The following is a 12531-nucleotide window of genomic DNA, read 5'->3' on the forward strand; positions in this document are numbered from 1 at the left end:
TAATCGGAATAGCCGTTGCGCTTTCTGTTAAAATAACGCTAATTTTCTAACTTTTTCAACTGCTTACTAGCCCATGCCCAGCCCTTCATTTTTAAGCCTTCGCGGTAGCCCTGCGTTATCACCATTCCGTCTTGACAAGCTCTACGCCACCTTAAAACAATCAGCACCCAGCATTACGCATATTTATGCAGAGTTTATACACTTTGCATTCAGTAGCGAGCCACTCAGCGATACTCAACAACAATCGCTTAAACAGATTCTCACCTACGGCCCACAAGCACAACTTGAAGATCCTACCGGTGAGTTATTTTTAGTCGTTCCGCGTATTGGTACGATTTCACCCTGGGCATCACGCGCAACCGATATTGCACATAATTGTGGGTTAAGTAGCGTATTACGTATTGAGCGCGGCATTGCGTTTTACGTCACCACGGCAAACAGCAAGCCGTTGAGTGATGCTGAAAAAAATGCATTCAAAGCAATTATTCAAGACCGCATGACCGAAACGGTATTAGCTAATTTAAATGATGCGCAAAAATTATTTCATAGCGCACAACCTAAACCGTTAAACACCATTGACATTTTAAATGGCGGCAAAGCTGCACTAAATAACGCAAACAATGAAATGGGATTAGCCTTATCCCCGGATGAAGTCGATTATCTGGTTGAAAATTTCAGCAAGATTGGCCGCAATCCGACCGATGTTGAACTCATGATGTTTGCACAAGCAAACTCTGAACATTGTCGTCATAAAATATTCAATGCCGACTGGGTGATTGACGGTAAAGAACAAGATATTTCGCTGTTTGGCATGATACGCAACACACACAAGCTAAACCCAGGCCATACGGTTGTCGCATACTCAGATAACTCGTCTATAGTTGCCGGTCAAAAGACCAAACGTTTTTATCCGAACACTCAAGGCGAATATGAGTTTAGCGAAGATGATATGCACTACTTAATGAAAGTAGAAACGCACAATCACCCTACTGCTATTTCACCTTTCGCTGGCGCCGCAACAGGCGCAGGCGGCGAAATCCGAGATGAAGGCGCAACAGGCATTGGCTCTAAACCCAAAGCAGGCTTAACCGGTTTTTCAGTGTCAAATTTAAATATTCCTGACTTTAATCAGCCTTGGGAAAAGCCTTATGGCAAACCCGGACGTATTGCTACCCCATTACAGATCATGACGGATGGCCCATTAGGTGGCGCCGCTTATAACAATGAATTTGGTCGCCCGAATATTGCCGGCTATTTCCGTACGTTTGAGCTAGAAGCTACTGATGCGGATGGTAAAACGGAAGTACGTGGCTACCATAAACCAATCATGCTGGCCGGCGGTGTAGGTAATATTTCAGCCGACCACTCGCACAAAAATGCGATTCCAGCAGGCGCAGCGCTTATTCAATTAGGTGGCCCAGCCATGCTAATTGGCTTGGGCGGCGGCGCAGCGTCCAGCATGGATACTGGCAGCAATACCGAAAATCTGGATTTTGATTCCGTACAGCGCGGCAATCCTGAGTTACAACGTCGCGCGCAAGAGGTGATCGATCGTTGCTGGCAGTTAGGCGATAAAAACCCGATTTTAAGCATTCATGATGTCGGTGCAGGTGGCATTTCCAATGCATTCCCTGAACTAGTGAATGACGCAAAAGTAGGTGCCACTTTTCAGTTACGTGATGTGCATAACGAAGAGCCGGGGATGTCACCACGCGAACTTTGGAGCAACGAATCACAGGAACGTTATGTGATGGCGATATTACAGGAAGATTTACCACGCTTTAAAGCTTTGTGTGAACGCGAACGCTGCCCATTTGCAATAGTTGGCTATGCCACAGAAGAACGACATTTAACCGTTGCCGACAGCCATTTTGATAACAATCCTGTTGATATGGATTTAAGTGTTTTATTGGGCAAACCGCCAAAAATGACGCGCGATGTGAAAAGCGTGAGCAAAAAATTAAGCGCTTTTGATACCAGCGACATTGACTTAAAAGATGCTGTAGGCCGTGTATTAAGATTACCTGGCGTAGCTGATAAAACGTTCCTTATCACCATAGGCGACCGCTCCGTAACCGGCTTGATTGCGCGCGACCAAATGGTCGGCCCATGGCAAATACCTGTCAGCGATGTAGCAGTAACTTTGGCTGGCTACGAAACCAATACTGGCGAAGCATTTGCCATCGGCGAACGTGCGCCAATCGCATTGATTGATGCACCAGCTTCTGGTCGCATGGCAATTGGTGAAGCGATTACCAATATTGCCGCCGCCGCCATTGATGACATCAGTAATTTGAAGTTATCTGCCAACTGGATGGCACCTGCAGGACATGCCGGTGAAGATGCAGCACTATTTGCAACCGTCAAAGCAGTCGGCATGGAATTATGCCCTGCTCTCGGCATTAGCATTCCTGTCGGCAAAGACTCCATGAGTATGAAAACCGTGTGGGAAGATGGTGTAGACAAAAAAGCGGTTACATCGCCAATATCCTTGGTTGTAACGGCTTTTGCCAATACATTGAATGCACGCAAAGCCTTAACACCGCAATTGCGTACGGATTTGGGTGATAGCAAACTGATTTTAATCGATTTAGGTAACGGCAAAAATCGTATGGGTGGCAGCAGTATTGCGCAAGTGTATGGTCAATTGGGTGATATTGCGCCAGATGTTGATAGCCCAGCACAGTTAAAAGCTTTTTTTGCAGGGATTCAGCAATTAAATACTGATAGCCAACTGCTGGCTTATCATGACAGAAGTGACGGCGGCTTATTTGCAACTTTGGCCGAGATGGCGTTCGCAGGCCACTGCGGTATAGATGTTGATATTACTGATTTGCAAGGCGATGCAGCTAGCGCGCTATTTAGCGAAGAGTTAGGTGCAGTTATTCAAGTGCGCGTAGCTGATGCAAATGCAGTTTTGGCACAATTGAAACAATCATTAAGCGCTCATCTGATTGGCTCTGTCACCAACAAAAATCAAATCAACATCACTAAAAATGGTCAAACAATCTTGGCCGACACTCGCATCAACCTGCATCGCATGTGGTCTGAAACGACTTACCGTATGCAAAGCCTGCGTGATAATCCGGTGTGTGCGCAACAAGAATATGACCGCATATTAAATGATGCGGATACTGGTTTACATGCGCACGTAACATTTGATATTAACAACAATATTGCAGCACCTTACATTAACACTAACGCTAAACCAAAAATGGCAATTCTGCGCGAACAAGGCGTAAATGGCCAAGTAGAGATGGCCGCGGCATTCGACCGTGCGGGCTTTACCAGCGTAGATGTGCATATGAGCGATGTCATTAGCGGTCGTGTTAAATTAAAAGATTTTGCAGGCTTAGTAGCGTGTGGCGGCTTTAGCTACGGCGATGTTTTGGGTGCAGGCGAAGGCTGGGCGAAGTCCATTTTATTTAATAGCCGCGCCAATGATGAGTTCAGCGCATTCTTTAATCGCACTGATTCATTCGCGCTTGGCGTCTGTAACGGCTGCCAGATGATGAGTAATTTACACAGCATTATTCCTGGCTCTGAACATTGGCCGCATTTCGTTAAAAACAAATCCGAACAGTTCGAAGCGCGTGTGGCAATGGTAGAAGTACTAGAATCACCATCTATTTTCTTTAATGGCATGGCCGGTAGCCGTATGCCGATTGCAGTTGCACATGGCGAAGGCTTTGCGGAATTTTCTGCAGCAAGCGCTGTCAACAGTGTGCTGGATAAAAAGTTAGTGACAATGCGCTTTGTTGAACCTACCTTAACATCTGGTGCGTCAACGCCAACTGAAACATACCCGTTTAATCCTAACGGTTCGCCGCTAGGAATCACTGGGCTAACTACGCAAGATGGACGATTTAGTATTATGATGCCACATCCTGAAAGGGTATTTAGGGCGGTACAACATTCTTGGCGTCCTGATGAGTGGTTAGAAGATGCGCCTTGGATGCGAATGTTCCGAAATGCCAGAAAATACGTAGATTAATACGCTGGTTTTAATGGTAAGGTTCAGGGTAATTAGCAATGTGTATCACAATGTTGGTTAATTTAAATGGCATTTTGCCAAACAAAATTTTATAAGGTTGGAGACTATTAGAATGAACAAATTAAAAGCACTTTTTGCAGTTTTGGCTTTAAGTTTATCAATGCATGCATTCGCAATGACAGATGACGAATCTGTTGAATTTACCGATGCACTTGGTAAAGGTGATATGAAAGTTGTAAAACAATACGTCGCTAAAGACCCAAAAGTTGTCAACGAAAAGTTCTTTGCATGGTCTCCCATTCAGATAGCCGCCACTAAAGGTCAATTTGAATTAGTAAAATACCTGAAAGAAAAAGGTGCAGACATCGATTATGTACATCCAGTCACAAAAATGACGGCATTTCACTTGGCCGCTTTTGATAATTACGATGAAATTGTTAAGTACCTAGCTAAAAGCGGTGCGGATATCCAGAAAAAAATGAAAGGCGATATTTCTATTATTCGCGTGATGAAGGATGAAGGCGAGCGTGGTGCAAATATGGTTAAATTATTAACATCGCTTGGTGTTAAAGATGATGGTTGCCAAGATGAAAAATGTTTCTAATGACAGCAATTTTGCTGCATGAGTTTTGTAGCGTGATTTAAGTCACAATAAAACCAAGTTAATCTGTTTAATATGGTGTTTTTAATTAAAACAATAAACACTAAATGATTAATAAAAAATTAGTTTCAAGTTTCATTCTCATATCCTCCGCAGCTTTGCCTATATTAAGCATCGCCGCTGAGGATATTGTTTTATCTGCACCCAATTTACACATTCGCACCCTGGCTGCTTCATGCGCCGCCTGTCATGGCAGCAATGGAAACGCATTAGCAGGTAACGCCGTATTGGCTGGCATGGATAAAAATCATTTCATTACTCAAATGCTGGCTTTTAAGAATGGCGACAAGCCAGCTACAGTCATGCACCGCCACGCTAAAGGTTTGCAAGTTAATGAGATTAATCAGTTAGCAGAATATTTTTCTGCGCAGAAACCCATCCTTGCTATTAGCCCTAAGGCGCAAAAATTACAGGCTGATCATGACTAAATCTAAGCCATACATGACCAATCAAAACACCATTGGCAACAGCCGCCGTGATTTTATTAAAACAGCTGGAGTTGCTGGCTTGTTAATATCCAGTTATCCACTTATCAGCGGCTGCGCTGTCAATAACCAAAAACCGACAATAGGCCGCGTAGTCGTAATCGGCGGCGGTTATGCGGGCGCAACGGCTGCAAAATACATCCGCATGTGGAGCGCAAATAGTATCGAAGTTGTTGTGATTGAAAAGTCCAGCCAATTTGTATCTTGCCCACTCAGCAACTTGGTTTTGGGTGGTAGTAAATCGATTAACGACCTGACATTTGGTTATGATTTACTGCAAAAAAATCATGGTGTGCAATGGGTGCATGATGAAGTGACCGCAATTGATGTCGCCAATAAAAAAGTGACCATGAAACGCGGCGAAATCCGTTATGACCGTTTAATCATTGCACCAGGTGTTGATTTTATCTATGACACTTTGCCCAATCTACAATCTGCAGAAGCACAACAAACCGCCCCGCATGCTTGGCACGCTGGTTGGCAAACGGTTAACCTGCGCAAACAATTAGAAAGCATACCAAACGGTGGTTCCTTTGTGATGTCTATCCCCAAAGAGCCCTATCGTTGTCCACCCGGTCCTTATGAACGCGCTTGCCAAGTCGCAAGTTATTTCAAAAAACATAAACCAAATAGCAAGGTGATTGTGCTGGATGCCAACCCTGAAATAACCTCTAAAAAAGGCTTGTTTAGCAAAGTTTTTGCAGAAAACTATGCAGGTATTATCGATTACCGTCCCAACAATGTGGTGATGGAAGTAGATATTGCCAACAAAATAGTTAAAACAGATTTTGAAACGGTTTCTGCTGATGTGCTGAACATCATCCCGCCGCAACGCGCGGGAAAACCAGCGCTAATGGCAGGTTTAAATAATATTGATAAACGCTGGTGCGAAGTAGATTTTTTAACCTATGAATCTAAACTGGCACCGAATATTCATGTCATTGGCGATTCGGTTTCAGCCGCGTTACCGAAATCGGCACATATGGCCACGAGTCAGGCACGCGTATGCGCCAGTGCAATTGTTGAGTTAATGCAGCATCGCACGCCAGACCCTAGCCCTGTTTTTGCAAATACCTGCTACAGTTACGTAGATGACAAACAAGCGATGCATGTGGCTAATGTCTATCGTTATGATGCAGAAAAAAGAATCATGCGCTCAGCCGAAGGTGGCGGTGTGTCATTAAAACCATCTGAGTTAGAAGGCCAATATGCTGGTGCATGGGCGATTAATATTTGGTCGGATGTATTAACTTAACCCTCAAAATGCCTCATTTTTTATGTCTGTAAAATAACGATGTTAAGTGCTTTTTTAAATAAAATCGGTTTGTATGCCTCATTTGCGTTATGCCAGGTGACCAATTTAGGTTGTGCTTATGGCGCAGAATCGATTGAGCCGCCCACTAATCTACAACTCAAATTACCAGCGGGTTTTCAAGTAAGCATATTTGCCAAATTGGCTGAGAGTTATGGTCAACCACGCATGCTGGCAATTGATAAGCAAGGTCGTTTGTACGCGGCTTTAGCCAGCTCCAATCAAGTTGTCATGTTGCCAGATGCTAACGCTGACGGCATTGCTGAAACACCAGTCGTGATTGCGAGCAATTTAAATTCACCTAACAGCTTAGTTTTAATCGATGACACCATGTTAATTGCCAATCAAGATGGTGTGGTTAAATTGACACGTACTGGGGAAAAGTGGTCTGCACCACAGCCTTTTATCAGCAATCTAGCGATTGGGCATCACACGTTAAAAACCCTCAAATTGGGTCCGGATAATCATCTGTATATCAATATTGGCTCCAGCTGCAACGTATGCACAGAAGCGGATCACTCACGCGCAACCATCCAGCGTTATACCTTGGAAGGCAGGCCTGCGGGCAGCTTGGTAACACTTGGCAGGCACGCGCCTGATCCAACATGGGCGAGAGGATTGCGCAACAGCCAAGGTTTTGCGTGGCACCCTAAAACAGGTGCGATGTTTGCCACCAACAATGGTTCGGATATGCGTTCCAGTACCAAAAATGGCAAAGTAAATGATGAAATCCCCCCTGAACATTTGAATAAAATTGAGGCTGGCAAACATTACGGCTGGCCTTATTGCTGGGGTGACCCCAATAATTTAAATACGCAGATTCAAGACCCTAATTTTGTTGGAGAAGCCAACTTTTGCCAAACTGCTACGCCGCCCGCAATCACTTTTATTTCGCATTCAACGCCGATTGGTATTACTTTTTTAGATAAAACCAATTGGCCAGCGGAATATAAAAATGATGCAATTGTCGCTTTACATGGTTCGTGGAACCGGCAAAAGCCCAGCGGTTACAAACTGGTGCGTGTAAAGTTTGATGGCGACAAACCAACTGAGGTCGTCGATTTTGCAACTGGCTGGCTGAATACCAATCAGGATACAGGCAACGCTAACGTTTGGGGACGACCAATTGATGTGATTGTTGGTGCGGATGGCGCGTTATACGTATCGGATGACCGTGCTGGTTACATTTACCGTATTACCCACAAATGACTTTTATTCACAAAGAATCCTTATTAACAAAAGATAATATCCAACAATGACTTTAAATAGACTATTAAAAACATTTACTTGCTTGCTACTTAGCCTATTGATTAGCAATGCAGCACTGGCAGCAAGCACCAAATTGCCAGGCAATATCGCTGTACATATTGCCAAAACTCACTATGAACACCCTGTGCGCTTACTGCATCCCTATTTAAACGTGTGGCACATGAAAGGCCCGCTTGCCGAAAAAGCAGCACTTAAATCACTTGAGAAACGTTTCGAAAATATTCAATTGTGCACAAATAGCGACAATGCAAATGTGGTTCTGTTATTAGAGCCGCATATGTTTTACAACCCGCAACTGCGCGTATTTCACGGCGAAATCATCGCTAGAGCATTTATTAACACAGCAGAATTGAATGATTTAGATAAGCCGTTTATTACTGTTAAAAAACAAGCGCAGCAGATAGGTGATTTAGGTATTAAGCCCGACTTTTATATGGAAAAGGCCTATATTAAGGCAATGGACAAAATCATTAAAAAACTGGAAACAGACAAAACATTCTTATCCACAATCAATACAGCACAAAATGGCAATGCAAAATCATTATGCTCTGCGCTGGACGATTTGCCGATTGCTAAGTTTTATTATTAATTTAACCTGATGAACAAGCTCATTTTTAAAATTATCGAAAAGGTTGTGATCACATGAAAAAAACATTACTCGTATTGGCTTTACTCCAAACATTAACCGCTTATGCAAAAGATCCATTACCAGAAAAAATCACCGGACTTAAAATGCCAGAGTCTGTAGTGCAAGCTAAAGATGGCTCGATTTATATCTCTGAAATTGGTGAACGTGATAAAAACGGTGATGGCCAAATTAGCAAGGTCGATAAAAAAGGCAATGTGACGATTTTTGCTAAAGGCCTGGATGACCCCAAAGGTTTAACCTTGATTGGCGACAAGCTTTACGTAGCAGATAAAACGCGCATCGTTGAAATCAAAAAAGATGGTACCTGGCAGGTTTACGCCGCGGCAACGGCTTTTCCTAAAATGCCGGTATTTTTAAATGATTTAGAAGCCGACAAGCTGGGTAATTTATATGTCAGCGATAGTAACGATTTAAAATCGGGCGGTTCAATTTACAAAATTGCCAAAGGTGGCACACCCGTTACTTTAGTTGTAGACAGCAAAAATCCGGACATTCAAGCACCAAATGGCCTATTGTTTGAAGGTCGCAACAATTTGCTGGCTATTGATTTTGAATCAGGTATTTTACATCGCGTGAATTTAAGCACTGGCGCAACCACCAAACTGGCAGAAGGTTTTGGCGGTGGGGATGGCTTAGTTAAAACCAAAACAGGCAAAATCATTATTAGCTCATGGAAAACCGGTACCATTAATGAAGTGGTTGCCGGCAAAGCGCGTGTGATTAAAGAAGGTTATAAATCTGCGGCAGATATCGCATTATCCACTGATGGCACGTTTTTAATGGTGCCAGATATGGTGGCAGGCGAACTGGATTTTATCGAAATTAAATAGCATCAATAACATGCAGCAAAAACCGTTAGAACTTCGCAAAGCCGCGCTGGAGTGGCTTTGCGAATCAGATGTTTGCACCAAAGTTGCTGGCGTTCTGGCTTTGGGCAAAATTGCTTATTTTTCAATTGATCCCACACAACAATTAACCTCCAGCTCGACTATCCCTGGCCGGCCACTCAAACCAGCATTAGTCGGCCCGTTAGACTTGCCCAAACGCTCCATGCGCACAACTGAAGGTAGAGCAGCATTGATACACGCCCTCGCCCACATCGAGTTTAACGCGATTAATCTGGCATTGGACGCCATTTGGCGTTTTGCCGATATGCCTGAAAATTACTATCGGGATTGGCTAAAAGTAGCTGCTGAAGAGGCCTATCATTTCTCACTCTTAAACACGCATCTGCAAACCTTGGGTTTTGAATACGGCAGTTTTGCCGGCCACAATAGTTTATGGGAAATGGTTGACAGAACAAAAGAGGATGTATTAGCGCGCATGGCACTAGTGCCACGCACGATGGAGGCGCGCGGCCTAGATGCCAGCCCCTCTTTACGCAACAAGCTTTCTCAAGTGGGCGACGTAGCTGCCGCAGACATTCTCACGATTATTCTGCGCGATGAAATTGGCCATGTAGCCATTGGAAACCACTGGTTTAACTGGCTGTGCCAACAGCGAAAACTGGATCCAATTATTACTTTTGAATCGTTGCGCCAACAATACAGTGCGCCCAAATTACGCCCGCCGTTTAATTTAGAAGCAAGGCGCCAAGCAGGTTTTAGTGAAGCAGAGTTGGCTTTATTGAATTAAAGTTAAATTAAGGCTAAGCAGTAAACAAACTTGCAACACCATCTAAACCGCTAAAATTTAACGCATAAGTTGCTTGGCTTTGCACAATTGGTTTGGCATGGTAAGCCACACCAACATTAGCTGCGGCCATCATTTTAAGGTCATTTGCACCATCACCAATGGCAATTGTCTGGTCAGTTTTTAAGCCTAGAATATCGCGTAACTTCACTAGTTCCTGCGCTTTGCGGTCTGCATCGACAATATCACCAACAATATTCCCGGTTAATTTTCCATCTACAATTTCCAAGGTGTTGGATACTGCATAATCTAAGCCCAGCAAGGTTTTAACGTGGTTGGCGAAGAATGTAAATCCGCCAGAAACCACCATGGTTTTAATATTATTGGCCTTGCAGGCTGCAATCCATTCGCGTGCGCCCGGGTTCAATTGCAGTCGCTCATCAATCACACGTTGCAATGCCGTTTCTGGCAAACCTTTCAACAATGCCACACGCTGTTTTAAGCTGGTAGCAAAATCAATCTCGCCACGCATCGCATTTTCGGTAATGGCGGATATTTGCGGCTTTAATTGCATCATGTCGGCAATTTCATCAATGCATTCAATCGAAATCAGCGTGGAATCCATGTCCATCACACACAAACCAAAGTGGTTCAAACGCTGCGCATCTGGCACCAAAGCAAAATCAAGCTGTTGCTCTGCGCAAAATGCCTGCACGGTTGAGATATCGCTGGTAAAAACAGGCAAATAATAGGCATATTCAGCCACTTGCATAAACTGCGCATTACCGCCAATTAGCCGATGAATATGGGTAAGATGCGCCACACTGATTGCACGGCCTTGAATGACTAAACGCATAAAAAACTTAATGTGTTAAAAATAAAACATTATATCAGTTGAATATTTAAGTAACGAACGCAGCGCATTGATAGTAAGGGTTAATCACTTTAGTTTACGATTAATCTAGTTTGGTGGCCGCTTCTCACTTATAATTAATCAAAGAGTTTTTATCATAAAAATAAAATATTTTTCATTCAATTGTTTAAGGAATTTGCATGAATGTCACTCCAAGTAACACTACTAATAATTTATCTTGGTTAAATTTACCCAATTTGCCGTGGCCACTGAAAACCTTGTTTGCTGGATATTTATTAGTCATCGGTGTCGGCTTAATGATGGCAGGTTTGCAAATTATGCTTACACATGGCATGGCCGATGGAAAAGTCGGTCTATCTAAAAATGATATTGTTTACAGCTATTACGGTGACCGCACACATAGCTTGTTAGAAAGTAAATTGAATGGCTCGATGAAAGCCAATGCACCAGATGCAGTACGTGCCGATATTATTCAATGGGTACACAAAGGTGCGCCAAAAGATGACTGGGATGCGCATTTTAAAGGCGTGTTCGCGCAGAACTGTGTGGTTTGCCACAGTGTTGTACCGAATATCCCTAACTTTAAAAACTTTGAAGAAGTGCAAAAAGTAGCGGCAACTGGCGAGGGCGCAACATTTCAAAGCCTAACGCGCGTATCACATATCCATTTATTCGGTATTAGTTTTATCTTTTTCTTTATCGGCTTTATATTCAGTTTTGCTGTGGGCGTGCCAAAAACACTAAAAATCATCGCAATCGCATTCCCATTTGCGTTTTTGATTGTTGATATTTTGTCATGGTGGCTAACCAAGTTAAACCCTGGTTTTGCCTGGTTTACGATTATTGGCGGCATCGGCTACAGCGTCGCATCCACGTTTATGTGGGTGACCAGCATGTACCAAATGTTCATTTTATCGCGCAACGGTAAAGTATATGGCAATGCGTGGGAACAAGACTTAATAACGGCTAGATAGATGGTTAATTAACACATTAATCAATGCAAAAAAGCCATGCTAAGACTAGCATGGCTTTTTTATTGTAAATGACGGTTAAGCTTTTAAACTCAGCGCATCATCCACCACCACCGCAAACAAATCCCTTGCCGCAGCTAGCGCACTATCATGCATGGTTTGTGCGTCAATTACCTTGCCGTTAACACCTGATAAACTGCGCGTCGTGCAGGCACTGGCAACAATAGTTGGTTTAAAGCCTAAATTAAATGCGCCGCGTGCGGTGGAGTTAATACACATATGCGTCATAAATCCAGCCAGCACTATATTTTCAACGCCCAAGGCTTTTAATTGCGCTTCTAAACTAGTGTGCCAAAAAGAATTTGGATAATTCTTAATCACCACAGCCTCGCCATTTTTCGGCGCTACTTCTGTTGAAATCGCCCCTATATCTGCGGTGATATCGTACGGAGTACCAACACCAGCATCATGCTGAATATGGATTGCAGGTGCTTTTAAATCGCGCGCCATGGTTAATAGTTTTTGCGCCTCTAAAATCGCTGGCTCTACGTTGGTTAACTGCATCACGCCACGGCGATAGGTATTTTGGCAATCCACCATAATCAAAGCAGAATCTTTTAGGCTGGCGTGACCAAAACCCATGCCAGTAATTTCACGCAAAGTTTGCGATGCTTGTGTCATTGC

General features: G+C 43.5%; 11 protein-coding genes. 9 read left to right on the plus strand and 2 right to left on the minus strand.

Annotated features, from left to right (window positions below; translation table 11 throughout):
- The first annotated feature begins 73 nt into the window (after positions 1–73).
- From purL to K370_RS04555, 8 genes are all read left to right on the plus strand, one after another.
- Positions 74–3994 carry a phosphoribosylformylglycinamidine synthase gene (gene purL, locus K370_RS04520; RefSeq protein ID WP_047539250.1) on the plus strand — a complete coding sequence of 1307 codons (3921 nt, stop codon included), beginning with the start codon at positions 74–76 and terminating at the stop codon, positions 3992–3994.
- Positions 3995–4106: 112 nt separating this feature from the next.
- Positions 4107–4598, plus strand: a complete 492-nt coding sequence (locus K370_RS04525) for an ankyrin repeat domain-containing protein (RefSeq protein ID WP_047539253.1) — start codon at positions 4107–4109, stop codon at positions 4596–4598.
- A gap of 104 nt (positions 4599–4702) precedes the next feature.
- The gene (locus K370_RS04530; protein WP_047539260.1) at positions 4703–5083 is read left to right on the plus strand and encodes a c-type cytochrome; all 381 of its coding nucleotides are present in this window, start codon (positions 4703–4705) and stop codon (positions 5081–5083) included.
- Positions 5076–6395, plus strand: coding sequence for an NAD(P)/FAD-dependent oxidoreductase (locus tag K370_RS04535; protein ID WP_047539262.1), 1320 nt, complete (start codon positions 5076–5078; stop codon positions 6393–6395). Before K370_RS04530 ends, K370_RS04535 begins: the two co-directional genes overlap by 8 nt.
- 39 nt (positions 6396–6434) lie before the next feature.
- Entirely contained in the window at positions 6435–7661 is a 1227-nt protein-coding gene (locus K370_RS04540; protein ID WP_047539265.1) for a PQQ-dependent sugar dehydrogenase, read from the plus strand.
- A 46-nt stretch (positions 7662–7707) separates the two neighbouring features.
- Positions 7708–8310, plus strand: a complete 603-nt coding sequence (locus tag K370_RS04545; RefSeq protein WP_047539269.1) for a hypothetical protein — start codon at positions 7708–7710, stop codon at positions 8308–8310.
- Between the two features lie 53 nt (positions 8311–8363).
- Positions 8364–9200: an SMP-30/gluconolactonase/LRE family protein gene (locus tag K370_RS04550; RefSeq protein ID WP_047539272.1), complete on the plus strand. Its 837-nt coding sequence runs from the start codon at positions 8364–8366 to the stop codon at positions 9198–9200.
- Between the two features lie 10 nt (positions 9201–9210).
- Positions 9211–10005 carry a ferritin-like domain-containing protein gene (locus tag K370_RS04555; protein WP_047539280.1) on the plus strand — a complete coding sequence of 265 codons (795 nt, stop codon included), beginning with the start codon at positions 9211–9213 and terminating at the stop codon, positions 10003–10005.
- A gap of 13 nt (positions 10006–10018) precedes the next feature.
- Here K370_RS04555 and serB read toward each other — a convergent pair whose 3' ends face one another.
- Positions 10019–10858: a phosphoserine phosphatase SerB gene (serB, locus tag K370_RS04560; protein WP_047539284.1), complete on the minus strand. Its 840-nt coding sequence runs from the start codon at positions 10856–10858 to the stop codon at positions 10019–10021.
- 197 nt (positions 10859–11055) lie between these two features.
- Between serB and K370_RS04565 the strand changes: the two genes are divergently transcribed.
- The gene (locus tag K370_RS04565) at positions 11056–11850 is read left to right on the plus strand and encodes a hypothetical protein (RefSeq protein ID WP_047539287.1); all 795 of its coding nucleotides are present in this window, start codon (positions 11056–11058) and stop codon (positions 11848–11850) included.
- 75 nt (positions 11851–11925) lie between these two features.
- On the opposite strand, the gene K370_RS04570 is transcribed toward K370_RS04565, so the two are convergent.
- The gene (locus tag K370_RS04570; protein ID WP_047539289.1) at positions 11926–12528 is read right to left on the minus strand and encodes a cysteine hydrolase family protein; all 603 of its coding nucleotides are present in this window, start codon (positions 12526–12528) and stop codon (positions 11926–11928) included.
- Between the last annotated feature and the right edge of the window lie 3 nt (positions 12529–12531).

Source organism: Methylotenera versatilis 7, assembly GCF_000799165.1.
Lineage (GTDB): Bacteria > Pseudomonadota > Gammaproteobacteria > Burkholderiales > Methylophilaceae > Methylotenera_A > Methylotenera_A versatilis_A.